The organism is Variovorax sp. 160MFSha2.1 (assembly GCF_048305075.1).
Lineage (GTDB): Bacteria > Pseudomonadota > Gammaproteobacteria > Burkholderiales > Burkholderiaceae_C > Variovorax > Variovorax guangxiensis.
Window position 1 is genome coordinate 3,731,989 of the sequence record NZ_CP157624.1, and the last position, 24,974, is coordinate 3,756,962.

At 69.5% G+C, this 24,974-nt stretch carries 22 protein-coding genes; 2 read left to right on the top strand and 20 right to left on the bottom strand.

Annotated features, from left to right (window positions below; all coding sequences use genetic code 11):
* Positions 1-10 precede the first annotated feature (10 nt).
* The 3 genes from ABL838_RS16890 to ABL838_RS16900 all read right to left on the bottom strand — a co-directional run bounded on the left by ABL838_RS16890 (position 11) and on the right by ABL838_RS16900 (position 5,739).
* Positions 11-3,289: an efflux RND transporter permease subunit gene (locus tag ABL838_RS16890; protein WP_418121224.1), complete on the bottom strand. Its 3,279-nt coding sequence runs from the start codon at positions 3,287-3,289 to the stop codon at positions 11-13.
* A 166-nt stretch (positions 3,290-3,455) separates the two neighbouring features.
* A complete protein-coding gene (locus ABL838_RS16895; protein ID WP_418121225.1) occupies positions 3,456-4,706 on the bottom strand; it encodes an efflux RND transporter periplasmic adaptor subunit in 1,251 nt (416 codons plus the stop codon).
* 148 nt (positions 4,707-4,854) lie between these two features.
* Positions 4,855-5,739 (bottom strand): alpha/beta hydrolase, encoded by an 885-nt coding sequence (locus tag ABL838_RS16900; RefSeq protein ID WP_184637512.1) that lies wholly within the window; start codon positions 5,737-5,739, stop codon positions 4,855-4,857.
* Between the two features lie 204 nt (positions 5,740-5,943).
* Here ABL838_RS16900 and ABL838_RS16905 point away from each other — a divergent pair, with 204 nt between their 5' ends.
* Complete coding sequence (locus ABL838_RS16905; protein ID WP_126023969.1) at positions 5,944-6,858, top strand: LysR family transcriptional regulator; 915 nt, start codon at positions 5,944-5,946, stop codon at positions 6,856-6,858.
* Positions 6,859-7,057: 199 nt separating this feature from the next.
* Positions 7,058-7,795 carry a flagellar brake protein gene (locus ABL838_RS16910; RefSeq protein WP_418121226.1) on the top strand — a complete coding sequence of 246 codons (738 nt, stop codon included), beginning with the start codon at positions 7,058-7,060 and terminating at the stop codon, positions 7,793-7,795.
* 15 nt (positions 7,796-7,810) lie between these two features.
* Here the strand turns inward: ABL838_RS16910 and ABL838_RS16915 are convergent, their stop codons facing one another.
* The 17 genes from ABL838_RS16915 to ABL838_RS16995 form a co-directional block, all read right to left on the bottom strand.
* Positions 7,811-8,275, bottom strand: a complete 465-nt coding sequence (locus tag ABL838_RS16915; protein WP_126023967.1) for an OsmC family protein — start codon at positions 8,273-8,275, stop codon at positions 7,811-7,813.
* Positions 8,276-8,328: 53 nt separating this feature from the next.
* Positions 8,329-8,883, bottom strand: coding sequence for a GNAT family N-acetyltransferase (locus tag ABL838_RS16920; RefSeq protein WP_418121227.1), 555 nt, complete (start codon positions 8,881-8,883; stop codon positions 8,329-8,331).
* A 36-nt stretch (positions 8,884-8,919) separates the two neighbouring features.
* On the bottom strand, positions 8,920-9,648 hold the full coding sequence (locus ABL838_RS16925; protein ID WP_184637503.1) for an LrgB family protein: 729 nt from the start codon (positions 9,646-9,648) through the stop codon (positions 8,920-8,922).
* Entirely contained in the window at positions 9,649-10,002 is a 354-nt protein-coding gene (locus ABL838_RS16930; protein WP_418121228.1) for a CidA/LrgA family protein, read from the bottom strand.
* Positions 10,003-10,042: 40 nt separating this feature from the next.
* On the bottom strand, positions 10,043-11,059 hold the full coding sequence (locus ABL838_RS16935; RefSeq protein WP_418121229.1) for an aminotransferase class I/II-fold pyridoxal phosphate-dependent enzyme: 1,017 nt from the start codon (positions 11,057-11,059) through the stop codon (positions 10,043-10,045).
* Positions 11,056-12,024, bottom strand: coding sequence for an adenosylcobinamide-phosphate synthase CbiB (gene cbiB, locus ABL838_RS16940; protein ID WP_418121230.1), 969 nt, complete (start codon positions 12,022-12,024; stop codon positions 11,056-11,058). Before cbiB ends, ABL838_RS16935 begins: the two co-directional genes overlap by 4 nt.
* Positions 12,025-12,045: 21 nt before the next feature.
* Positions 12,046-16,017 carry a cobaltochelatase subunit CobN gene (gene cobN, locus ABL838_RS16945; RefSeq protein ID WP_418121231.1) on the bottom strand — a complete coding sequence of 1,324 codons (3,972 nt, stop codon included), beginning with the start codon at positions 16,015-16,017 and terminating at the stop codon, positions 12,046-12,048.
* Between the two features lie 38 nt (positions 16,018-16,055).
* Positions 16,056-16,412, bottom strand: coding sequence for a DUF2149 domain-containing protein (locus ABL838_RS16950; protein ID WP_418121232.1), 357 nt, complete (start codon positions 16,410-16,412; stop codon positions 16,056-16,058).
* Positions 16,409-16,882 (bottom strand): MotA/TolQ/ExbB proton channel family protein, encoded by a 474-nt coding sequence (locus ABL838_RS16955; protein WP_418121233.1) that lies wholly within the window; start codon positions 16,880-16,882, stop codon positions 16,409-16,411. Before ABL838_RS16955 ends, ABL838_RS16950 begins: the two co-directional genes overlap by 4 nt.
* On the bottom strand, positions 16,882-17,565 hold the full coding sequence (gene bluB, locus ABL838_RS16960; RefSeq protein ID WP_418121234.1) for a 5,6-dimethylbenzimidazole synthase: 684 nt from the start codon (positions 17,563-17,565) through the stop codon (positions 16,882-16,884). Before bluB ends, ABL838_RS16955 begins: the two co-directional genes overlap by 1 nt.
* 8 nt (positions 17,566-17,573) lie before the next feature.
* Positions 17,574-18,143 carry a cob(I)yrinic acid a,c-diamide adenosyltransferase gene (gene cobO, locus ABL838_RS16965; RefSeq protein ID WP_019652373.1) on the bottom strand — a complete coding sequence of 190 codons (570 nt, stop codon included), beginning with the start codon at positions 18,141-18,143 and terminating at the stop codon, positions 17,574-17,576.
* 169 nt (positions 18,144-18,312) lie between these two features.
* The gene (locus ABL838_RS16970; RefSeq protein WP_418121235.1) at positions 18,313-19,098 is read right to left on the bottom strand and encodes an ABC transporter ATP-binding protein; all 786 of its coding nucleotides are present in this window, start codon (positions 19,096-19,098) and stop codon (positions 18,313-18,315) included.
* The gene (locus ABL838_RS16975) at positions 19,095-20,123 is read right to left on the bottom strand and encodes a FecCD family ABC transporter permease (protein WP_418121236.1); all 1,029 of its coding nucleotides are present in this window, start codon (positions 20,121-20,123) and stop codon (positions 19,095-19,097) included. Before ABL838_RS16975 ends, ABL838_RS16970 begins: the two co-directional genes overlap by 4 nt.
* Positions 20,120-20,989, bottom strand: coding sequence for an ABC transporter substrate-binding protein (locus ABL838_RS16980; protein ID WP_418121237.1), 870 nt, complete (start codon positions 20,987-20,989; stop codon positions 20,120-20,122). The genes ABL838_RS16975 and ABL838_RS16980 overlap by 4 nt, the downstream gene beginning before the upstream one ends.
* On the bottom strand, positions 20,986-21,585 hold the full coding sequence (locus tag ABL838_RS16985; RefSeq protein ID WP_418121238.1) for a bifunctional adenosylcobinamide kinase/adenosylcobinamide-phosphate guanylyltransferase: 600 nt from the start codon (positions 21,583-21,585) through the stop codon (positions 20,986-20,988). The genes ABL838_RS16980 and ABL838_RS16985 overlap by 4 nt, the downstream gene beginning before the upstream one ends.
* Positions 21,563-22,984, bottom strand: coding sequence for a cobyrinate a,c-diamide synthase (locus ABL838_RS16990; RefSeq protein ID WP_418121239.1), 1,422 nt, complete (start codon positions 22,982-22,984; stop codon positions 21,563-21,565). The genes ABL838_RS16985 and ABL838_RS16990 overlap by 23 nt, the downstream gene beginning before the upstream one ends.
* Positions 22,969-24,885, bottom strand: coding sequence for a TonB-dependent receptor domain-containing protein (locus ABL838_RS16995; protein WP_418121240.1), 1,917 nt, complete (start codon positions 24,883-24,885; stop codon positions 22,969-22,971). Before ABL838_RS16995 ends, ABL838_RS16990 begins: the two co-directional genes overlap by 16 nt.
* Positions 24,886-24,974: the final 89 nt, after the last annotated feature.

Genomic DNA, 24,974 nt, shown 5'->3' on the forward strand with positions numbered 1-24,974 from the left:
TTCCGATCGGTCAGTCGTGCGAGCCGTGCGAGGGGCGCGGCGACGCAGGCATCGGGTTCAGACCGCCGCCGCCCGAGCCGCCGTGCGATGCAGGCGCCGCGGGATGGCCGGCCGACACGAAGTCCTCGCCATGCGGCACTTCGCCATGCAGCTTCAGCGGCCGGTTGCCCGCGAGGCGGCGCAGCAGCACGTAGAACACCGGAGTGAGGAACAGGCCGAAGGCCGTCACGCCGATCATCCCGGCGAACACCGCCACGCCCATGGCCTTGCGCATCTCCGAGCCCGCGCCGGTCGACAGCACGAGGGGCAGCACGCCCATCACGAAGGCCAGCGAGGTCATGAGAATCGGGCGCAGGCGCAGCCGGCTGGCTTCGATGGCCGCCTGCACGGGCGTGCGGCCTGCGAATTCGAGCTCCCGTGCGAACTCCACGATCAGGATCGCGTTCTTCGCACTCAGCCCCACAAGCACTATGAGCCCGATCTGCGTGAAGACGTTGTTGTCGCCCCCCGATATCCACACGCCGGTCATCGCGGCCAGGATGCCCATCGGCACGATCAGGATGATCGCGATCGGCAGCGTCAGGCTCTCGTACTGCGCGGCCAGCACCAGGAACACCAGCAGGATCGCCAGCGGGAACACCAGGAAGGCGGAGTTGCCGGCCAGGATCTCCTGGTAGGTCAGCTCGGTCCACTCGAAGCTCACGCCCTTGGGCAGCGTCTCGGCGGCGATCTTCACGATCGCGTCCTGCGCCTGGCCCGACGAATAGCCCGGCGCCGGGCCGCCGTTGATGTCGGCGGCGAGGTAGCCGTTGTAGCGCATGGCGCGCTCAGGCCCGAAGGTCGAATTCACCTTCATCAGCGCCGACAGCGGCACCATCTCGCCCGAGGTCGAGCGCACCTTCAACAGGCCCACGTCCTCGGCACGGGCGCGGTAAGGCGCATCGGCCTGGACGCGCACGGAGTACGTGCGGCCGAACTTGTTGAAGTCGTTGGCGTACAGGCTGCCCAGGTAGATCTGCATGGTGTCGAAGATGTCCGTCACCGGCACGCCGAGCTGGCGGGCCTTGGTGCGGTCGATGTCGGCATACAGCTGCGGCACGTTGACCTGCCAGCTGGTGAACATGCCGGCCAGCTCGGGCGCCTGCTGTGCCTTGGCCATGAAGGCCTTCACCGCCGCGTCCATCTGGTCGTAGCCCACCGAGCCGCGGTCTTCCAGCTGCAGCTTGAAGCCGCCCGTGGTGCCCAGGCCCGCCACCGGCGGCGGCGGGAACATCACGATGAAGGCGTCCTGGATGCTCGAGAACGCGCCGTTGAGCTGGCCCGCCACCGCGCCGCCGCTCTGGTCGGGGCGCTTGCGCTGGTCGAAGGGCTTGAGCGTGGCGAACACGATGCCCGAGTTGGAGCTGTTGGTGAAGCCGTTGATCGACAGGCCCGGGAAGGCGATGGCGTCTTCCACGTTCGGGTTCTTCTTCATGATCTCGCCCATGCGCTGGATCACCTCGTCGGTGCGGTCCAGCGTGGCGCCGTCGGGCAGTTGCGCAAAACCGATCAGGTATTGCTTGTCCTGCGCCGGCACGAAGCCGCCGGGCACCGCCTTGAACAGGCCGAAGGTCACCGCGATGAGCGCGACGTAGATCCCCAGCATCAGCGCCTTGCGCGAAATCACGCGCTTGACGCCGCCGCTGTAGGCCTCGGAGCCGCGATGGAAGAAGCGGTTGAAGCCGCGGAACAGCCAGCCGAAGACGCGGTCCATGCCGCGCGTCAGCGCGTCCTTGGGCTCGTCGTGGCCGCGCAGCAGCAAGGCGGCGAGCGCGGGCGACAGCGTCAGCGAGTTGATGGCCGAGATCACCGTAGAGATCGCGATGGTCACCGCGAACTGGCGGTAGAACTGGCCCGTGAGGCCGCTGATGAAGGCCAGCGGCACGAACACGGCCACCAGCACCAGCGCGATCGCGATGATCGGGCCCGACACTTCGCGCATGGCGCGGTACGTGGCCTCACGCGGCGTCAGGCCGGCTTCGATGTTCCGCTCGACGTTCTCCACCACGACGATGGCGTCGTCCACCACGATGCCGATGGCCAGCACCAGCCCGAACAGGCTCAGCGCGTTGATCGAGAAACCGAGGATGTGCAGCACCGCGAAGGTACCGATCACCGACACCGGCACGGCCAGCAGCGGGATGATGGAAGCGCGCCAGGTCTGCAGGAACAGGATCACGACCAGCACCACCAGCATGATGGCTTCGAGCAGCGTGTGGATCACCGACTCGATGGACGCGCGCACGAACTGCGTCGGGTCGTAGGCGATGCGGTATTCCAGGCCCTCGGGCATGTTCTTGTTGAGCTCTTCCATCGTCTTGCGGACGTTGGCAGAGATGTCGAGCGCGTTGGAGCCCGGCGCCTGGAACACGCCCATGCCGACGGCCGGGTCGTTGTTCAGCAGCGAGCGCAGCGAGTAGTCGGCGGCGCCCATCTCGAGGCGGCCGATGTCGCGAAGACGCGTGACGGCGCCGTCGGTGCCGCTCTTGACGATGATGTCGCCGAACTCTTCCTCGCTCTGCAGGCGGCCCTGCGCGTTGATCGACAGCTGCATGTCCACGCCCGACAGGCCCGGCGAAGCGCCGACCACGCCGGCCGCGGCCTGCACGTTCTGGCCGCGGATGGCGGCCACCACGTCGGAAGCCGACAGGCCGCGCTGCGCGACCTTCTGCGGGTCGAGCCACACGCGCATGGAGTAATCGCCGCCGCCGAAGATCTGGACCTGGCCCACGCCTTCGATGCGCGCCAGCGGGTCCTTCACGTTCAGCACCGCGTAGTTGCGCAGGTAGTTGATGTCGTAGCGGTTGTTCGGCGAGACGAGGTGGACCACCATCGTCAGGTCGGGCGCGCTCTTGACGGTCGTGATGCCGAGACGGCGCACTTCCTCGGGCAGGCGCGGCTCGGCTTGGGAGACGCGGTTCTGCACCAGCTGCTGTGCCTTGTCGGGATCGGTGCCGAGGCGGAAGGTGACGGTGAGCGTCAGCACGCCGTCGGTGGTCGCCTGGCTGCCCATGTAGAGCATGCCTTCGACGCCGTTGATCTGCTCTTCCAGCGGGGTGGCCACCGTCTCGGCGATCACCTTCGGATTCGCACCGGGGTACTGGGCACGCACCACCACCGAGGGCGGCGCGACTTCCGGGTACTCCGAGATCGGCAGACCGCGCAACGCGATCAGGCCCGCTATCAGCATCAACAGCGACAGCACGCCGGCAAAGATCGGCCGGTCGATGAAGAATTTTGAGAGATTCATGTTCGTTTACTCCACCGCGTCGTGCGCGGTCCACGCCGCGTGCAAGCACGCAGCATCCAAGTGGCTCCCATTTCAGGAACACCGCGGAACCGGCTTTGCCGGGCCGCTGGTGTTGCCCCCGTGAGGGGGTTGGCGGCTACACGAAGTGAGCAAGCCTGGGGGTGGTTCAAGATCTGGCGGCCTCTGCCACGCGTTCCGGTTGTTGTTGCTTCGTATCGGCCTTCGCGTCCATCGTCACCTGCTGCGGCGCCACCACCGCACCCGGGCGGATGTGCTGCAGGCCGTTGACGATCACGCGGTCGCCCGCCTTCAGGCCCTTGCTCACGACACGCAGGCCGTTGATGGAGGCCCCGAGCGTCACTTCGCGGTAGACGGCCTTGCTGTCGTCACCCACGACCATCACGAACTTCTTGTTCTGGTCGGTGCCGATGGCGCGTTCGCTCACCAGCAGCGCGGTGTCGTTGCGGGCCTGGCCCATGCGGATGCGGGCGAACTGGCCGGGAATGAGCGCGCCGTCCTTGTTGTCGAACGAGGCACGAACGCGCACGGTGCCGCTGCGGGCATCGACCTGGTTGTCGATCAGCTGCAGCTTGCCGGTGAAAGGCGTGCCGTCCATGCCGGCGGTGCCCATCTGCACGGGGATGCTCTCGATCTGGCCGCGGGCGCTGGAGCCGCTGGGCAGCTCCTTCAGCGCGCGGGTGATGACCTGTTCGTCGGCATCGAAGCTCGCGTAGATCGGGCTCACCGACACCAGCGTGGTCAGCACCGGAGCGCCCGGACCGGCCGCCACCAGGTTGCCCACCGTCACCTCGATGCGGCCGATGCGGCCCGACACCGGGGCACGCACCTGGGTGTAGCCCAGGTTCAGGCGCGCCGACTGCAGCGAAGCTTGCGCCGCGCGCAGGTTGGCTTCGGCTTCGCGGCCGGCGTTCACACGCTCGTCATACTCGCGCTGGGCGATGGCCTTGTCGTCCCACAGGCGCTTGGCGCGCTCCTGCTCGCTGCGGCTGAAGGACTGGCGGGCCTGCGCGGAAGCCACCTGCGCCTCGGCACGCTCGACCTCGGCCGCGTAAGGCGCGGGGTCGATGGTGACCAGCAGGTCGCCCTGCTTCACCAGCGCGCCTTCGCGGAAGTGCACCGCCTGCACGGCACCCGCCACGCGGGAGCGCACGTCGACGCGCTGCACGGCTTCGAGCCGGCCCGAGAACTCGTCCCAGGCGTTGATCTCGCTCGCCGCCACCGTGGCGACCGACACCGGCGTGGCCTGCGGCGCCGCCGGTGCGTTGTTGGCTTCGGCCTTGAAGCTGTACATGCCCACCACCGCCGCGGCCACGGCCAGCAGCGCGGTGAGGCCGGTCACGGCAGGCCAGAGGCCCTTGCGGGCGGCGGAAGACAGCTTTTTCTCGTTGTTCGACATGATGTTCAGTCCTTCTCGATGACTTTTGGGATGCAACAAGCCACCCCGGCGCTTTTGGCACCAGGAGGCGGGATTTCAGGGAAAAAGGGGCCCCGGCACGCGGCCGCGCTGGCAGCGTGTCGATCAGGCAGCCGGTGACCGGCGGGAACTAGCTGGGGTGGTTGGCCGTCGCGGGCGGCGGCGTCGTCGCGCTGAAGAACTCACGGAAGTGCTGCTGCACCGCCGCTTCACAGGCTACGCAGCCCGTGTTCTCGGTGTCGTACAGCGCCTTGGGCCAGTTGGCCGCGCTGGGCAGCACGCTGCTCGTGACCTCGATGCCGGCCGCGCGCAGGCGGTTGGCGAAGGTCATTGCCTCGTCGTGCATGGCGTCGTCGGCACCCACCAGCACCAGCGCGGGCGCCAGTGCCGACAGCCGCAGCGAACCGCTGGGCACTGCGTAGGGGTGCATCGCGTTCGAGGGGCAGCTCAGGTACTTCTCCCAGCCGCTGGCCCAGCGGCATTCGGCCGCGTCGTTGGTGGCGTTGCGCAGCGAGGCGGTGCCGGCGCAGGGGTCAAGCATGGGCGACAGCAGGATCTGGCCCGCGATCGGCGGATGGGCCCGGTCGCGGGCGATCAGCGCCACGGCCGCCGCCAGGTTGCCGCCGGCCTCCTCGCCGGCCAGATAGACCTGGGAGCCCTTGCCGCCGAGCTTGGTGCGCTGCTTGTAGAGCCATTCGAGGGCCGCATAGCCCACTTCGATGGGCTCCGGGAACGGAGACTGAGGCGCCAGCGGGTAGGCCAGCGAAACCACCACCGCGCCCGCCCCCGCCAGCAGCCGCGCCACGTTGCGGCCGTTGTCCAGGCCGCCGCAGACGAAGGTGCCGCCGTGGAAATGCAGCACCAGCGGCGCCACATCGCCCTTGGCGCGCTGGCCGTACACACGGGCACCGACCGGTTCGCGGCCGGGCAGCTCGATCGAAAGATCGGCTTCCACGCCTTGTGCCGCAGCGCGGGCGGCGGCTTCGGCAGAACGGGACGATGGAACGGGTGACATGGGCGACCTCGGGGATTTGGGCGATGGTTGAAATATAAGTCGGCCGATCTGTCCATAAACAGGGTCGGCCGACCCCACTCTGTTTCCAAACGGACAACAATCAGCACAGACCGGGGCAACAGGCGCTGCCACCGGAGGGAATTGTCTCCTTGTGTGAGAATCCGCCTCCCCCGGTGTGGGCCGGGTACCCAGAACAGGCATTCGATGGATCAAATCCAGGCCATGCGGATCTTCGTCCGCGTCGTGGAAGCCGGCACCTTCACCCGGGCAGCGGACTCGCTGGCCCTCCCCAAGGGCACGGTCACCAAGCAGATTCAGGCGCTCGAATCGCGCCTGCGCGTGAAGCTGCTCAACCGCACCACGCGCCGCGTCACGGTCACGCCCGACGGCGCGGCCTACTTCGAGCGGGCGGCGCGCCTGCTCAACGACTTCGACGACATGGAAGCCAGCATGACGAATGCGCAGGCCAACCCCACGGGGCGGCTGCGCATCGACGTCGGCACATCGGTGGCGAGGCTGATCATCCTGCCCGCGCTGGCCACCTTCTGCGACCGCTACCCCGACATCCAGGTCGACCTGGGCGTGAGCGACCGCACCGTCGACCTCATCAGCGACAACGTCGACTGCGTGATCCGCGCGGGCGAACTCAGCGACCAGTCGCTGGTGGCCCGGCGCATCGGCACGCTGGATTTCGTCACCGTGGCGTCGCCGGCCTATGTAAAGCGCTACGGCATCCCGCAGCATCCGAACGACATCGAGAAGCGCCATCACGTGGTCAGCTACTTCTCGGGCACCACGCGGCGCGTGTATCCGCACGAGTTCAAGAAGGGCGACGAGGTGATCGAGCTGAACGGCCCCTACCGCGTGGCCGTGAACGAGAGCAACGCGCACATCACGGCGGTGCTCGGCGGCTTCGGCATTTCGCAGTGCATCACCTTCATGGCCGAGCCGCTGCTGGAAAGCGGTGAGCTGGTGCAGATACTGCCCGACTGGCAGCGCGACCCGCTGCCCATCCACGTGGTCTATCCGCCCAACCGCCACCTGAGTGCGAAGGTGCGCGCCTTCGTGGACTGGGCCGCCGAGCTGTTCGCCAAGAACCCGAGGCTGCAGCGCCGCTGACCGCGGGGATTGCCGCTGCAGGGGGCCGATCGGGCGGCGATCTGCCTGCAGATCGCCGCGCAGCCCTAAATTCCGGCCGGCAAATGCCGTTAATCACTTCGGCTGCCTGCCGGAAACCCGTCCCGACACCCTCCACCCGGCATCCGGCCCCGGGAGCCAGCCCGCCCATGCGCGCGCCGGAAAACAGACACACAAGCTCATGGATACAGAACAGTCGAATGCAGCCGAGCACACCAGCGGATTCGGCCGCCGCACGCCGGCGGAGATCGGCGTCCACCTGCGCAACCTCGCCGGCCGCCGCGACAACCTCACCGTGCAATACGCGGGCGGCCATCTGGTGACGCAGCTGCTCGACGTGGACACCCGCGCCCGCGTCTTCATCTTCGACTGGGGCGCCTCGCCCGAGCAGAACCAGGGCCTGCTGGCGGCGCCGCGCTGCCACTTCGAGGCCCAGCAGGACGGCGTGCGCATCGAGTTCTCCATCGCCTCGCCGCGCGAGATCCGCTACGAGGGCATGCCGGCGTTCGAGGCCGACTTTCCGGAGATGCTCGTCTACCTGCAGCGGCGCGAGTACTTCCGTGTGGACGCGCCGATCGCCGATTCGTACACCTGCTCCGGCATCCTGCCCAACCGCGAGGCCTTCTCCTTCGAGGTGCAGGACCTGTCGCTGGGCGGCGTAGGCCTGCGCACCCGCGACGAACGCGCGGCCGCGTTGCCAGTCGGCACCTTCCTGCGGGACTGCGAACTTTCGCTGGGAGCGCTCGGGCGCCTCACGCTCGACCTGGAACTGGTGTCGCTGCGCCCCGGCACGCAGCCCAACGGCACGCCGCGCTACCAGTTGGGCTTCCGCTTCCTGGCGCTGCCGCCGGGCGCCGAAAGCGCGCTGCAGCGCCTCGTTACCCGGCTCGAGATGAAGAGCCGTTCGCTCGTCGGCTGACCCCGCGCGGCCGGGTCAGAACACCGGCTCGCAGCGCACCTCGGTCTTCACCGAGTTGGCGATGAAGCATTCCTCGTGCGCCCGGTGGTGCATCTGCCCGATCTGCTCGCGCGTGGGCAGGTTCTCGCCCGAGAAGATCACCTCGGGCCGCAACGTGACCACCGTCATCGCCATCTTGCCCTCGGCGTTCTTCTCCATCACGCCGACGGCCGCATCGAAATACCGGTCGACCACGAACCTGCGCTTCACCGCCATCGTGAGGAACCACAGCATGTGGCAGTTCGACAGCGAGGCCACGAACATCTCCTCCGGATCGACCGCCGATGCATCCGACATCGGCAGCGGCACCACGTGCGGCGAGGAAGACGCGGCCACTTCGGCACCGCCATCGAAGCGCAGCGAGTGCCGCCTGCTGTAGGTGTTCGCGAGGAAGTCCTGCTCGCCACGCAGCCAGAGGACTTCCGCTGTGTACTGGGCCATGAAATTCTTCTCCGGCTCGGTTTGCGGGAGTGAGATTCTGCGCCAGCCGCGATTCAGACAAGCGCGATGCGGTAGCGCAGCTTCGTCAGGCTCCCCTGGCTCGGCAGGGTGATGAAAGTCTCGACCAGCTCGCCGCCGTTCGCCACGATCACCTTCTGCGAAGCGAAGTTGTCGGGGCTGGTGGTGATCTCCACGCGCTTGAGGCCCTCTCCGGCCGCGAGCTTGAGCATCGCGCCGAGCGCGCGCGTGGCGTAGCCCTTGCGCTGCTTCCAGGGCACGACGTTGTAGCCGATGTGGCCCAGGCAGTAGAGCGGCAAGGCGTCGGTGCCGGGCTGCCAGCGCAGGTCGATGCTGCCGCAGAACTCGCCGTCCCACATCCAGCACTTGTAGCCTGGCAGGCGCCGGACCTTGGAGCCGTCGGGCATGACGATGCGGCCGCCCTTCGCCTCGCGGTCGACCAGGCTCGCAAGAAAGCGGTCGGCGTTCGCCTTGATGGCGGCGCGGTCCTCGGCGCCCGATTCGGGCCGCGTCTCGTCGCGCGCCCAGCCGCGGTTGAGCGCGGAGACGTAGCTTGGCAGATAGGCCTTGGAAGGCCAGACCAGCTCCATCTGACGCGGTTCCGCAGCGGGCTTCGCCATGCCGTTCTAGGCCCCCATCAGCTTCACGATCAGCGGCACCAGCAGCGCGGTCGCGATGCCGTTGAGCCCCATCGCCAGCGCCGAGAACGCGCCCGCCGTCTCGTTCACCTGGATGGCGCGCGCCGTGCCGATGCCGTGCGCCGCCATGCCGACCGCGAAGCCGCGCACCGCCGGCTCCCTGATGCGCAGCAGGTTCAGCAGGCCGGTGGCCATGATCGCGCCTGAGATACCCGCGACGGCAGCCGCCACAGCCGCCAGCGAAGGCAGCCCGCCTATCTTCTCGGCCACGCCCATCGCGATGGGCATGGTGGCCGACTTGGGCGCGAGCGACATCATCAGCTCGTGCGAACCGCCCAGCACCCAGGCGATGCCCACGGCCGAGACGATGGCTGCCACCGAACCGACGACCAGCGCCACGCCGATGGGCAGCCACAGCCGCCGCAGCCGGTCGATCTGCCCGTAGAGCGGCACGGCCAGCGCCACCGTGGCGGGGCCGATCAGGAAGTGCACGAACTTCGCGCCCTCGAAATACGTGTCGTAGGGCGTGCGCGTGAGCAGCAGCACGGTGACGATCACGATCACCGAGATCAGCACCGGGTTGACCATCGGGTTGCGCCCGCTGCGTGTGTGCAGCCACAGCGCCCCCAGGTACGCCAGCAGCGTGAGCGACAGCCACAGCAGCGGCGACTGGGCCAGGAACACCCAGATTTCGAAGAGCCTGGCGGGCGCGGTCATCTATTGGGCGTCCTTGCCGGTGATGCGGATCATCCAGCGGAAGGTGAGCGCGGTGACCGTCATGGTGAAGGCTGCCCCCACGATGCCGGCGGCGAGAAAAGGCAGCCACTCGCGCCCCACCCGCTCGAAATGCAGCATCACGCCGGTGACGGCCGGAATGAACAGCAGCATCAGGTTGCGCAGCAGATGGCCCGATGTTTCGTTCAGCACCTGCGGAACGCTGCCGCGCACCAGCAGGCCGACAAACAGGAAGACCATGCCGATCAGCGGTCCGGGAATGGGCAGCCCCAGCCACTGCACGAGCAGTTCGCCGGCAAGCTGGCACAGAAAGAGCGTGGTGATGGCGTAGAGCATCTTTTCTTCTGGTCTTCGGTCAGGGTGGGTATGTATGCGTTCAGGCCGCGCTTGTCCAGGCTTCTTTCAGCGCCTGCTGGCTGGCTGGCGGCAGCACGCCCATGCGCACGTGGCCCGGCAGGCCAAAGGAAGTGCAGTCGCGCAGCTTGATGCCGGCCGCGCGCAGCCGCTTCAGCAGAGCTGCGAAATCGTCGGCGCCGGGCTTGGCGACATGGAAGTTGGCGTCGCTCGGCCAGACTTGCCAGCCCATCTCGCTGCACAAGGCCGTCTGCGACGCCTTCCACGCACGCAGGGTGACGAGGCTGTCGCGCAGCCACTGCTGCACACCCGGCTGTGTCCAGGCCGAAAGCATCGCCACGCCATCCGCGCCCACCGGCCACGAGGCTGCAAGGCGCAACAGCGTGCGCACCGCGTCCTGCGCATCAGCCGGTGCGATCGCATAGGCCGCGCGCACGCCCGTCATGCCGAGCGCCTTGTTGGGCGACCACATCTGCCAGACGCGGTCCAGCTGCCGCTGGTTCAGTGCGAGACGGCCTTCCAGCCGCAGAGGCTCGTAGGCGCGGTCGAGCACGCATGGCACGCCTTCGGGCAGGGCATCGACGGTTTCGCCGATGCCCTGCTGCGCCTGGCCCAGCGGCGCAGAGGGATCGCAGCACCAGGCCAGCCAGGGCCGCCGCGCCGCATGCGGTGCGCGCACCACCTGCAACCCGAGCGCCCGAGCGCTCGCGGCGTAGTCGCCGTATGACATGGCCGGCAGCGCTGCCTCGCCATGCCCGTTCCGGTTTTCGAGCGCCACCCAGGTCGTGATGCGCCGGATGAATTCGCTGGCCCCGGCCGCGAGCACGATGCGCCACGCGTCCACGCCGTGCATGGCTGCGAGTTGCTCGCGCAGCGCCGTGTAGGCCGGATCGGGATAGCGGGACAGGTCGGCCGCACGCACCAGCTCCATCGCCTCGGGGCTCGGGCCGCATGCGTTGGCGTTGGTGGAGAAGTCGTGCGCGGGCGCGCCGAGCGCGTCCGGGCCGCCGTGGGTGAACAGGGAGTCGGCGTCGGTCATGGCACCAAGAACAGTAGCGCGGCGGCCAGCAACAGGACGCCGCTCGCCAGCAGCAGCACGCCGCGCTGGCCAAGCTGCGCGGCACGGCCGGTATCCGCCGGCGTCGGGGCGGCTCCCTCGGCATTCAGCGCATACACGCCCGGCTTCGCCAGCCGCACGCCGAGCAGCAGGGCCACCGTCGCCATCGGCCAGCCGCTGTTGGGCGACGGCGTGCGGCGGGCTTCTTCAGACAGCCCCGAAGGCCAGCGCCATGCGGCAAGTACGAGTAGTGCCACGGTGATGCGAGCAGGAATCCACGAGAGCACGTCGTCGGCGCGCGCGGCCCATTTGCCGAACCAGGTCCAGTCGCGGCCGTTGCGCTCGCCTCGATAACCCCACATCGCATCGGCGGTGTTGGCGAAGCGGTAGAGCGCCGCGCCCGGCAGGCCCAGCAGCACGAACCAGAAGACGGGCGCCACCAGCGAATCGTTGAGGTTCTCGGCGAGCGATTCGATGGCGCTCTCGCGCACCTCGCGCTCGCTGAGACGCTCGACGTCACGGCTCACAAGGCGCGCCAGCTGAGCGCGCCCAGCATCGAGCGAAACGCCCAGCGCCGCCTCGACCGCGAGCACCTCGTCGCGCAGCATGCGCCAGGCGAAGAGCGGCTTGAGCAGCAGGCCCAGCACCAGCGCCACCGCCCATACGGGCAGATGCAGCACCGCCAGCGTCTGCAGGGCCATCGCGATGCCCCAGACGCACATCGCCCCCACGCACCACACCAGCGCGCCGCAGAAAAACATCGGCAGATCGACCGTCTTGGCCTCATGCATGCGCGGCGCGATGCGCGACCCCGTGCCCAGATAGCGCCCCATCCACACGACCGGATGCAGCGGCGCTGGCGGCTCGCCCAGCCAGCGATCGACGGCCAGCGCTATCCACAGCGCGGCGGCGAAGGCGATGGCGTATTCGGAACTCGGCGAGGGCATGGAAGCCGCCATTCTCGCGAATCAGGCGGCCGCCCTGCCCCGGCGCCATTGCATCGCCGCGCCGAACGCCAGAAGCAGCGCGGCGCCCAGCGCCATCCAGAGCCGCAGGACGGCGGCTTCGTCGACCTTGGGCGGCGGTGCATCCGCTGGCGTCTGCTCCAGCCTCAGGCCGAAGACGGGCCGCGGGCCGTCCGGCGCGGGAGCAGGTTGAGAGGCCGCTGCCGGCGCGGGCGCCTGCACGACCACGGGAGTGACGGCCGGCTGCGGCCTGGGCGAAACCGGAGCCGGTGCCAGTTCGGCCTGCACGAAGCGCTGCACACCCGCATTCGGCTCGCGCAGCCCCGTCGCCCGCACCGCCTGCGCATAGGCCTGCGCCAGCTCTCGCCGCGTGGCGGCATCGGGCTTCCAATAATTCAGCCGCACCGCATCGAGCATGCGCTCCAGCGTCTGCGCGAAGGCCGCGCGGTTGTCGCCTTCCAGCCATTCGCGCGTGCCCAGCCGGTACCGGTCGCGCACGTACACGTCGTGCAGCGACTGCCACTGATCCTGCCGCACTGCCTGCGGCGCGGTCACCTGCCAGCCCCAGAGGAACTGCGCGGTCTTCAGCACCTGCAGCGTGCCACTGTAGCCCTCGGCCTTCTGGGCTTCGATCCATTGCGGGTGAAGGTAGCGCGTCTGCATCTCGCGCGCGATGGCGCCGGCCGCGGTGTCGGTGCGCACCTCGGCGCCGTCGCGCAGGTTCTGCACGTACAGCGCCGGGTCCTTGCCGGTGAGATGCCGCACCGCCTGCGCGATGCCGCCCAGGTACTGGAACGGGTCGTCGTTGGTGAGCACGCCGTACAGGTTGGAGCTGCGCGCCATCAACGCCGCATCGACCTGCACGAGGTTGCCCGCGTAGGCGCCTGGCCGCATGGCGCCGTCCAGGCCCTTGCCGTAGGCGTGGCCCATGCGATCCACGTAGAGCTGCGCCATCTGCGCGTCGCCGCCGCCGCGCTGCTGGTTCTTCCACACATCGCTCGCGAGCGCGGCTTCCTCCAGCCCGGCGCCGTAGCTGCCCTGCTCGTTGGAGAACACGCGGGCGGTGGACCAGCGTTGCGCCTCATCCGCCGCCGAACCTTCAGCGCGCAGCTTGCGCGCCATGGCCTCGCTGTGCAGGGCGACGGCGTTACCGGGCTCGCGCAGCGCCGCCACCTGCTGCACCGCTTCGTCGAGCCAGCGCATCACGGCCGGGAACTGGTCGCGGTAGGAGCCCGTGACGCTGACCAGCACGTCGATGCGCGGTCGCTTCAGCTGCGACGCCGGAATGATCTCGATGCCCGCCATGCGCCCGCCCTCGTCCCAGCGCGGCCTCACGCCCATGGCATAGAAGGCCTGGCTCTCCAGCACGCCCTGGTGTCGCGAGGCCTCACCGGCCCAGAGGGTGAAGGCGATCTTCTCGGGCGGCCTGCCGGCATGCGTCTTCGCGTGCTGCGCGATCCATGCATCCATCGCGGCGACACCCGTTTCCCAGGCCGTGCGAGTGGGCACTCGGCTCGGGTCGAAGCCGTAGAGGTTGCGTCCGGTCGGCAAGCTGTCGGGGTTGCGCACCGGGTCGCCGCCGTAGCTGGACTTGAGATAGCGGCCGTCGAGCGCCGTCAGCAGCCCTTCGATTTCCTCGTTGTGCGCGAGCACGTCATCGAGCTTGCGGGCGCGCGCGGCCAGCTCCAGCAGCTTCTGCCGGTCGGCCGCCGTCTTGCCCATGGCGCTCGCGGCCTGCGCGTCGGCGAGCGCCTGTTCCACCCAGCGCGCAGGGCGCGAGCCGGCGACGTTCTTCGCGTCGATCAGGAAGGCTTCGTCGATGTCCTCACCAAGCGCTTCGACCAGCGGCTTGCCGAGGATCTGCAGGATGGTCATGCGCCTGCGCTGCGCATCGGGCGCCTGCCCGAAGGTCGCGAGGCCCAGCGGCTGCGCGGTCTGCGCGAGCTCGTCGAGGTACGGATGCAGCACCGCGACGAAGCCCGCGAAGTCGGCGCGGATGCGCGCGGGCGTCCAGCCCAGGTCGCGGTCGTAGCGCTGCTCGGCGAACTCCGCCGCGAGCCGCTTTTCCAGCGCCGTCTTCACCGGGCCGGGCGAAAGCGTCTCCCACTCGTGCATGCGCTCATGCATCTCCTGCACGCCGGGGCGGAAGCCCGCCGGCGCGAACATGGGCGTCGAATGGCTCACCATGGTCGCGCGGCCGCGCCGCTTGGCGGTTGTGGCTTCGCCGAGGTTGTCCATGATGTACGGGTACACGTTGGGCAGGTCGCCCAGCGCGAGCAGCGGGTCATCCTGCACCGACAGCCCGCGCTCCTTGCCCGCCGACCACTCGACCGTGCCGTGCGTGCCCACGTGCACCACGGCACCGGCGCCGAAGCGGGTGCGCAGCCAGAGGTAGGTGGCGAGGTAGCCGTGGCTCAGCGGAACGGCCGAGCGGTGGTAGACCTGCTCGGCCTTGCCCACCACCTGCGTGCCGGGCTCGAAGCGCGGCGGCTGGCGCAGCACGACCACGTTGCCGAAGCTCACGCGCGGAATCACGAAAGCCGGCCCGCCCGACACGGTGCGCAGCATGGTCGATTGCTCGGGCGGGCCCCAGTAGCGCTCGATGCGTCGCTGCGTTTCCTGCGGCAGCGCGCGGAACCACGCGAGGTAGTCCGGCAGCGGCATCGTGTCGGCAAGGCCCTTGTCGAGCAGCGGCTGCAGCTCGTCGCCCTGGCCCGTCGGGTAGTAGGCGCGCATCGTCGCCTGCACCTGCGCGATGAGCGCGTCGGTGCCCGGCAGCTCGGCGACGTAGCCGGCCGACTTCATAGCAGCCAGCATGTTGTTGACGCTGCGCGGCACGTTCAGGAACGAGGCGCCGAAATTGGCCTCGCCCGGCGGGTAGTTGTAGACCAGCATCGCCACGCGCCGCTCGGCCGGCGGCGTGCGCTGCAGCCGCAGCAGTGCTGCCGCCTTGGCGGCCACAGCCTCGATCTGCGCGGGCAGCGGCTGCAGCGTACCGCTGGCCGCGTCGCGGGCGCTGACGAGCATCGGGTCGGTCATGCCGGCCAGCTCGCTCGGGCTGTAGTAGGCGGCGATGTCGGTCTGCGCAAGGCCGTCCCTGCTCTGTTCCCATTGCGTGGCATCCATCGCCAGCGAGGGCAGCGTCTGCAGCACCGGCACGCCGATGCGCTCCAGTTCGGCCTTGCGCTCGTTGGGGCTGAAGACCAGCGAGGCGTTGACGATGGCGTCGGCCACGCGACGTTCGCCTTCATCGTGCGTCATGCGGAAGAACAGGTCCTTCTGCTGGCGCGGTCCGTAGAAGGCATAGGCGCGCAGACCGCGGGCTTCCAGCGATGCGATCAGCGCATCGAGCCAGCCGGTGTCGTCGCCCGTCACGGTGGCGCTGTTGACGGCGATGGCGACGGTGCCGTTGCCTGGCAGCCTTTCGACGGCTGCCATGTCCGTTTCGACGCGCGGCCAGCCTGGGTGATAGATGCCGGCGAGCGGAAGCGGCACGGAATCGGGCAGCCCGTCCAGCCTGCCGGGCTGGCGCAGTGCCTTCATCGACGCCCCCAGGTTGGCCGCGCCCGCAAAGCGCCAGAACTCGCGCAGCCGCTGCGCCCAGGCGGCATCGACGCCGCGCTCGGCCGCGAGAGGTGCAGCGGCCGTCGTCTGAGCCTTGGCCACCAGCGCGAATTCACCGACGAGCACGTAGGGCACCGCACTGCGCGAGATCGCGTCGCCGAAGCGCGCAGCCGCCGCCTGCGCCACGCTGATGTGCGGCGCGTCGATCACGAGCAGGCCCGCTCCGTCGATCGCGGCGGCCAGTGCCTCTGGCGAGTCCTGCGAAGCCGACAGCACCTGCAAGGGCAGCCCCGCCTCGCGCGCCGCAGCCTGAAGCCGCACCACGCGCGCCGGCGATACCAGCGAGGTGCTGAGCACCACGACGCGTGCAGGCCGCTGCTGCTGCGCGTGCGCCGGCTGGAGCAGTCCCAACCCGGCAAGAAAGAACCAGGCTGAAAAAAGAAGCCGCGTCACTTCCCGCCCGGCCCGGCCGGCTCCGCATCCGCCGGCACGTAGACCATCGTCCCGTCCTTCAGCCGCCAGGCGGTGCCGGCCTTCTCGCCGTCGCCCTGCCCCGTCGCGCCGCTGGCCTTGAAGCGGGTGATCTTGCGGCCCTCGCGCGTGATGATCTCCATGTCGGGCTGACCCTCGTTGCGGATGATCGTCACCTTGTCATGCGCGAAGGGGTTCATCGGGTTGTTGATGACCGCGATCATCAGCATGCCGATCACTACCATGAACACGTCGATCAGGTTGATGGTCGAGAGCACCGGATCGTCGTCGTCGCTGTCCAGGCTGCTCAATATCGAGAACTGGCGCCGGCTCATGAGAGGCGGTCCCGCGCGTCGAGTACCGTCACCAGCTCGCGCATCAGCCAGCGGCGGCGCACGGTGTAGACCACGAAGGTGATGGAAGCCGAGGCCAGCGCCACGATCACGCTCGCGAAGGCCGGCGCCAGGCTCTGCGCCACGCCCTGCGATTCGCCGGAGGCCACGGCCACCAGCGCGGGGCCCATGGGGATCATGGTGGCGATCAGCCCCAGCATCGGCGCCACGCGGCTGCACAGGCGCACGCCTTCGAGCTGCTTGAGCACCACCAGCTCCATCTGCTCCTGGCTGGCCTGCGCGTGGCCCTGCAGCACCAGCGCGCGTGACGGATCGCGGCGGCGCTGCACGTACTCGAAGCCGAACGCGCCCAGGCAGTACACGGCATAGACGAAGGACAGCAGCACGCCCAGCGTAACCGGCCAGAGGAAGAGGCGCGCAAGCTCGAAGAGAACGGAGTCGAAGGCCAGCATCAGGTGCGTTCCAGGGCGGTCGGTTGATCGAAGAGGTCCGAAGGCCGGCCCCAGCCCTCGTCGAACACCAGCGATGCGAGCGGCTCGCGCTTGGCCCAGCGTTCGCGCTGCAGCATCGGCTCTTCGTAGAAATCGGCCACGGGGCCCAGGCACAGCAAGGCGATGGGCTCGGCGCCCTCGGGCAGGCCCAGCAGCGCAGCCACTTCGACCGGATCGAAGAGCGACACCCAGCCCATGCCCAGCCCCTCGGCGCGCGCTGCGAGCCAGAGGTTCTGGATGGCGCAGGAGGCCGATGCCAGGTCCATCTGCGGCAGCGTGCGGCGGCCGAACACGTGCTTCTCGCGGCCGTTGGCAAGCGTCACCGCCAGCAGCTCGGCGGCATCGAGCAGGCCCTGCACCTTCAGGCGCATGAACTCGTCCTCGCGCTCGCCGAGGGCGCGCGCCGTCAGCACGCGTTCCTGCTCGACCATGCGGTGCAACTGCTGCCGCAGCGCCTCGCCGCGAATGCGGATGAAGCGCCACGGCTGCATGAAGCCCACGCTGGGCGCGTGGTGCGCCGCGTCGAGCAGCCGGCGCAGCACCTCGGGCTCGACGCGGCCACCCGCGAAGTGGCGCATGTCGCGCCGCTCGTGGATGGCGCGGTACACCGCCCTCGCCTCGCCGGCCTCGAACGCGTGTGCCATGAGCGCCTTCAGTCCTCGATGCCGCGCTGGGCGGGAATGCCGGCCTTGAAGGCGTGCTTGACCAGCGTCATCTCGGTCACCGTGTCGGCCAGCTCGATGATCTCCGGCGGGCAGCGCCGGCCGGTGAGCGCCACATGCACATGCTTCGGCCGCGCACGCAGGGTTTCGAGTACGCCTTCGAGCGGCAGCCAGCCGTAGATCAGCGGATAGGTGATCTCGTCGAGCACCACGAGGAAGAACTCGCCCGACAGGATCGCCGCCTTCGCCTTCTCCCAGCCGTCGCGCGCGAGCTGGCCCGAGCGTTCGAGATCCTGGCTCTTCCAGCTGAAGCCGTCGCCCAGCCCTTCGATGGGAATGCCGATCTGCTCGAACATGCGGTGCTCGCCGAAGCGCGCGGTGGGCACCTTCATGAACTGGTAGATCTTCACGGCCTTGCCGCGGCCGTGCGCGCGCAGCGCGAGGCCGAAGGCGGCCGTGCTCTTGCCCTTGCCGTCGCCGGTGTTGACGATGACGATGCCGCGGCGCTCGCCTTCGGGCTTCTCGTAGGGCTTTTCGCTGGGTGGGGTCTCTATTTGCATCTATGCCTTTTCAAGCTGTCTCAAATGCGGACTTGACCGGGAACGCAGAAGTCGCAAAGGTTTCGCGAAAGTCCCAAAAGGAATATCGAGAAATTCTGTATTCACTTCTGCGACCTCTGCGAATCCTTCGCGCCCTCTGCGTTCGGCTGTCCGATCCCGCATTTCGATTTCATCTGGGTAACGCAATCCACTGCTCAGCCACGCGGTGCACGCGGATGCGGTGGTCGAAGACCTGCTCCAGCGCGGCATGGGTGGCCGGGTCGTCGCAGCTGCCGTGGTGCACGACGCGGCCTTGGTCCATCACCACCATCTCGTCGGCGGCCAGGGCCATCGGCAGTTCGTGCAGCACGCTGACCACCGTGCGGCCTTCTGCGACGAGGGTGCGCACGATCTGCATCCAGTCGGACTGGTGGGGCGGGTCTAGGTTGGCCAGCGGCTCGTCCATCAGCAGCGCCTCGGCTTCGACGGCGAGCGCGCGCGCCAGCAGCACGCGCTGGCGTTCGCCGCCGGAAAGCTGCCCCAGCGGGCGGTCGCGCCAGTCCCAGGCCTGGGTGCTGCGCAGTGCGCGTTCGACAGCCTCGCGGTCGGCGACGCCGGGCGTGGCGAGCCAGCGCTGGTGGGGCAGGCGGCCGAGCATGGCGACGTCGTAGACCATCAGGTCGTCGGCGCTGCCCTCGCCCGTGCCGCTCTGGCCCAGCCACGAAAGGCGGCGGGCGCGAACGCGGGCGGGCACCTTGTCCTGCGCCTCGCCGAACAGGCGCACCTCGCCGCGATGCGCAAGCAGCCCCGCCAGCGCCTTCAGCAGCGTCGACTTGCCCGCGCCGTTCGGGCCGACGATGCTGGTCCAGCGCGCCGCCCGCAGCTTCAGGTCGATGCTGTGCAGCACCTCGGTGGAACCGAGCGTGGCGCTCAGCTGGCGCGCCTCGAGCGCGGCGGGAGCGTCGTTGCGGCTCATGCCACGCCGCTCCGCGCGCTGCGCCTGTGCATCAGCCACAGCAGGTAGCTGCCGCCCAGCACGGCCGTGAGCACGCCCACGGGCAGCTCCTGCGGCGCAATCAGCCAGCGCGCCAGCAGGTCGGCCGCCATCAGCAGCAGGCCGCCCATCAGCGCCGACAGCACGATCAGCCGCGCATGCGTGGTCTTGACCACCGAGCGCACCAGATGCGGCGCCGCGAGTCCGACGAAGGCGATCAGCCCGGTCTGCGCCACGGCCGCGCCGGTGGCCAGCGCCAGCACCACGACCAGCGCCGCGCGCATCGCGCCCAGCGGCAGGCCCAGGCTGCGCGCGGTGGCCTCGCCGAGCGCGAGTCCGTCGAGCACCGGCGCCAGCGCCCAGCCCGCGAGCAGGCAGGCCGCGCCGACCATGGCCATCACCGCGCAGGCGCTCCAGCCGACGAGGCCGGTGCTGCCGAGGATGAAACCCTGTATGGCTTGAAGGATGTCCGCCGAGGCGATGGTGATGAGGTCTTTGGCCGCGCCAAGCACCACGCCCACGATCACGCCGGCCAGCAGCAGCCGCAGCGTCTGCTGCACGCCGCGCGCCAGCATCAGCGTGAGCATCACGGCCAGCACTGCGCCCAGGAAGGCCGCGCCGGTGAGCCCGAGCCGCATCACCCACTGCGTGCTCGCAGCCGAGCCGCCGAACATCAGCAGCGCCACCGCCACGCCGAGCGAGGCGCCCGAAGCACTGCCGAGCAGGTACGGATCGGCCAGCGGATTGCGAAAAAGCCCCTGCGCCACCGCGCCGGCCAGCCCCAGCAGCGCACCAGCCAGCCAGGCACCCAGCGTGCGGGGCAGCCGGATGTCCCACACGATCTGCAACGCCACCGGGTCGTGGCGCGCGGCGAACAGGCTCTCGAAGCCTGTGCTGCCGATGCCCAGGCCCAGCAGCATCAGCCCCGTGCCCAGCACCAGCAGGCCGGCGCCGAGCAGCAGTACGCGGCGCAGATGGGCCGTGTGCCTGAAGGCGGCCGCGTTCATCGCTTGCCGCCCTTTTCAACGATGCACTGCGCCATCAGCCGCGCGGCCTCGTCCATGCGCGGGCCGGGGCGCACGAGCACGTCGGACTGCTCGGCGCTGAAGCGGCAGATGCGGCCCTCGCGCACCGCGCGGATGCCGGCCCAGCCGGGCCGCTGCTCCAGCCCCTGCGCGCTGCGTACGCTGACCATGATGAGGTCAGGGTTCGCGCGCACCACGTACTCGGGGTTGAGCTTGGGGAACGGGCCGAGCGATGCCGGCACGATGTTCTTCATGCCGAGCCGCGAAAGCGTCTCGCCGATGAAGGACGACTCGCCCGCCGCGTACGGCGCGCTGTTGACCTCGAAGTACACGCGCATGCCCTTCGCCCCCGCGGGCACCGACTGCGCGGCGGCCGAGACGCTGGCGTCGATCACGCGCCAGACCTTCGGCGCCTCGTGCGTGCCCAGCACCTGGTCGAGCTTGTCGAGCACGCGGCGCACGTCGGCATGGCTCTTGGGCTCGAGCACCAGCACCTTCATACCCAGCGCCTCCAGCCGCTGCGTGACGCGCGACGACTTGGCCAGCAGCACCGCGTCGGGCTTGAGCGCGACGATGGCCTCCACGTTCGGATCGATGCCGCCACCGAGCTGCGGCAGCGCCTTCACCTGTTCGGGCGAGTTGGAGTAACGGTCCACGCCCACCAGCCGGTCGCAGGCGCCGAGCGCGCAGACCGACTCGGTGAGCGACGGCAGCAGCGAGACGATGCGCTGCGGCGGCTGCGGCAGGTCGACGGAAACGCCGCGCTCGTCGACCACGTCGAGCGCATGCGCGGCCAGCGCGAAAAGAGCGAGGCCGAGCGAAGCCAGCGAGATGCGGATCTTCTTCATGCAGCAGGCGCCTTCAGACTCAGCGGCAATCCGGCCGCCATCAGCGTGACGCGCCCGCAGGCGGCGGCCACGTCCTGGTTGAGCCGGCCCAGCGCATCGACGAAGGCGCGCGTCTCGCGGCCCATCGGGATCACGCCCAGCCCGATCTCGTTGCCGACCAGCACCACCGGCCCCGGCGCATCGCGCAGCGCGACCAGCAGCATCGCGATGTGCGTGGCCGGCGTGCGTGTCACCGGGCGGGCGTCCTCGGTGGGCATGGGCATCAGCAGGTTGGTGAGCCACATGGTGAGGCAGTCGACCACCACCAGCGTCTCGGGCGTGCTCTGCGTGACGATGGCGCGCGCGAGCTCGACGGGTTCCTCGATGGTCCGCATGCCGGGCACGCGCTCGGCGCGGTCGGCCTGGTGGCGCACGATGCGCTCCAGCATCTCGTCGTCATAGGCCTGGGCGGTCGCGATCAGCACGGCGCGGCGGGGCCGGGAGCCAGATGCGAGCCAGTCGATGGCGCGCTGCTCGGCACGGCGCGACTTGCCGCTCTTCTGGCCACCCAGGATGAACTCGTGCACCACGGCTTCAGGCTTGGTCGAATGCGGCATGGCTCTCCAACTCGATGGACATGGCGCCGAAAAGGCGGGCAGTGGCTTGCGGACTGGACGCGAACCACGCATGGAAGTAGCTCGCGCGCACCGGGCCGTGCACGTACAGCGCTTCGCCGGCGCGCGTGCCCACGGCCTGCGGGGCGCCGGGCCGGGCGGTGCGGGCGACCGGCTCCAGCGGCGTTTCGCAGCTCGAATAGTGGAAGGTGTGGCCGCGCAGCACATGGCTGCCCAGCGAGAGCTGCTGCGGCCCGAGGCCCGCGAGCCGCTTCTGCATGGTCACGCGGCCGGGCAGCAGGCCCCAGAGGCGGTGGACTGGCTCACCGTCCTGCAGGGCCAGCTCGTCGAACAGCGCCATCATTCCGCCGCACTCGGCCCAGACCGGCTTGCCCGCTGCAGCATGCGCGGCAAGCGATTCACGCATCGCCGTGCAAGCCGACAGCGCCTGCGCGTGCAGCTCCGGATAGCCGCCGGGCAGCCAGACGGCATCGCAGGCCGGCAAGGCGTCGCCCGCGAGCGGCGAGAAGAAGCTCAGCTTCGCGCCCAGTGCCGTGAGCACGTCGAGGTTCGCGGGGTAGATGAACGAGAAGGCGGCGTCGCGCGCGATGGCGATGGTGCGGCCGGCCAGCAATGGGGCCATGGCTTGCGGCTCGTCGGATGCAGCCTCGAAGCGCACCTGTGGCAGGTTGGCAACGGACATCCGACCCAGCGGCGTGCCGGCCAGCACGTCGGCTGCCGCGTCCAGCCGGGCCAACGCGTCGCCGAGTTCGGTGGCGGCCACGAGGCCCAGATGACGCTCGGGCAGCGCGAAACGGGAATCGCGCGGCAAGGCACCGAGCCATTGCGAAGGGTCGCGCAACGCTTGCTGAAGCATGGCGCCGTGCCGTTCGCTCGCCACGCGGTTCGCCAGCACGCCGGCCCACGGCAGGCCGTCGCGGAAGCTCTGCAGCCCGTAGGCCAGCGCCCCGAAGGTGCCGGCCATGGCGTGCGCGTCGATCACCGCCAGCACCGGCAGGCCGAAGCGCTGTGCCAGGTCGGCGGCGCTGGGCGTGCCGTCGAAGAGGCCCATCACGCCTTCGACGACCAGCAGGTCGCATTCGGCCGCTGCCGCGTGCAGGCGCGCGCGGCAGTCGGCTTCGCCGGTCATCCAGAGGTCCAGCGAATGCACCGGCGCGCCGGTGGCCAGCGCCAGCCAGTGCGGGTCGAGGAAGTCGGGCCCGCACTTGAAGGCGCGCACTCGCCTGCCCTGGCGCGCATGCAGCCGGGCCAGCGCGGCAGCGACCGTGGTCTTGCCCTGCCCCGAGGCCGGGGCGGCCACCAGCACGGCGGCGCAGGTGGCCGCCGCGGCACCGGCGGTGCCGCCCGGCTGGGATGCTTGGCTGCTTAGTGAGGCGTCCACTTGAGACCGACGTAGGCGGTACGGCCGGCATTGGCGTACAGCCGCGCGAACTGGTAGTCCTTGTTGCCCACATTGTCGACGCGCGCGACGAGGTTGATGTCGCGCGTGATCTGCGTGGTGGCCGACAGGTTCAGCACGGTGTAGCCGCCGAGCTTCACGCTGTTGGCCGCATCGTCGTAGCGGCGGCTGGAAGTCTGCACCTCGGCGCCCAGCGTCCAGCCCGCGATGCGCCAGTCGGCGCCCAGGGTGGCGTGGCGCTGCGCGCGGCGCGCGAGCAGGTTGTGGGTGGCGAGGTCGCGCGGGTCCTGGAAGTCGAAGGAGCCGCGCAGCGTGACGTCGCCGATGCGGTGGCTGCCCGAGAGCGTGACGCCCTGGTAGCGCGCGCGGGCGGTGCTGGCGTAGCAGCCGAAGGACGATGCGCAGCCCTTGGCCGAGCCGTCGAACACGATCAGGTTCTGCACGCGGTTGGCGTACGCCACGATGCCCATCTGCGTCGCGCCCTCGGTGTACTGCAGGCCCAGCTCGAGGTTGCGGCTCGATTCGGGCTTGAGCGTGGCCAGGCCGTATTCGCTGAAGCGCTGGTACAGCGTGGGCACGCGGAAGGCGGTGCCGGCCGACGCCGTGAAGCGCAGCGTGGGCGTGATGGCGTAGCCGTAGGCCGCGCTGCCGGTGGTCTTGCCGCCGAATTCGCTGTCCTTGTCGTGGCGCACGTGCAGCTGCAGCGAGTGCGGGCCCTTCACGAAGCCGTAGCCCAGCGAGACGGCGTCCTGCGAGCGGTCGCGCGAGAGCAGCTTCGAGGTGGTTGTGGGAGCGTTTTCCAGGGCGTCCTCGCGGCGCTCGAGCGTGGCGGTGACGAGGTGCGGGCCGAAGCGGAATTCGTTCTGGAAGAGGTAGCCGCGCAGCTTCGTCTCGGTGCGGTAGAACGAGGGCTGGGTCTTGTAGACCTGCTGCGAGTCGGTCACCTGCACGCGGGTGCTGTAGACGTCGTTCCACTTTGCCGACCAGCTCAGGCCGGCGGTCTGCAGCGTGTTGCTCGAGATGTCGTTGGCGAACAGGAACGGCAGCCTGGTCCTGTAGGACACCGTGGCGTCGTAGCCGGCCTTGATGTCGCTGGAAAGCAGCGTGGCCTCGATGCGCTGGTCGGGCGTGATCTGGAAGCCCAGCTTCGCGTTGCCCGAGGTGCTGTTGTAGCCGTCGCGGTCGGGGCTGGTGAAGCCGTCCTTGGTCACGTTGCGCTTGCTCACGGGCTGCACGTTGTAGCCCTTGCTCTCTTCATGCGCCACGCCGAAGGAATAGTCGAAGAGGCCCGACTTGCCGCTCACGCCGCCTTCGATCCTGCGCAGTCCCTTGCTGCCGAAGCCGATGCCTGCGTAGGGGGACACGCCCTCCTCGCCGCGCCTGGTGAAGAGCTGGATCACGCCGCCCACGGCGTCGGAGCCGTAGACCGCGGCGGCCGGGCCGCGCAGCACCTCGATGCGGTCGATCTGCGACAGCGGGATGCCCTCCCAGCCGGCGCCGCCGGTCGATTGCGAGTCGATGCGCACACCATCGAGATACACGGCGGTGAAGCGCGTCTCGGCGCCGCGGATGAAGAGGCTGGTGGTGTTGCCCACGCCGCCCGAGCGCGAGATCTCGATGCCGGGCACGCGCGAGAGCAGGTCGGCCACGCCGGTCGCGCCGCTGCGCTCGATGGCGTTGCTGTCGACGATGGAGACGTCTCCCACGAGCTCCGACAACGCCTGCGGGGTGCGGTTGGCGGTGACCACCGTCTCGCGCAGGGTGGAAGCCTCCTGCGCATGGGCCAGCCCGCCGAAGGCGGAAACCAGCGCCAGCGGCAGGCAGGCGTGGCGGAAGCGGCGCGCAGGAGCGCGGCCGCGGAAAGAGCAAACACGGGAAATCATGGATCAAGCGAACGAACGTCAATACCCCTGGCCGGCCTCCCCGCCGGCGCCTGGGCGCAATGGCCGCGCATGCGTTCGTCATTCATCTT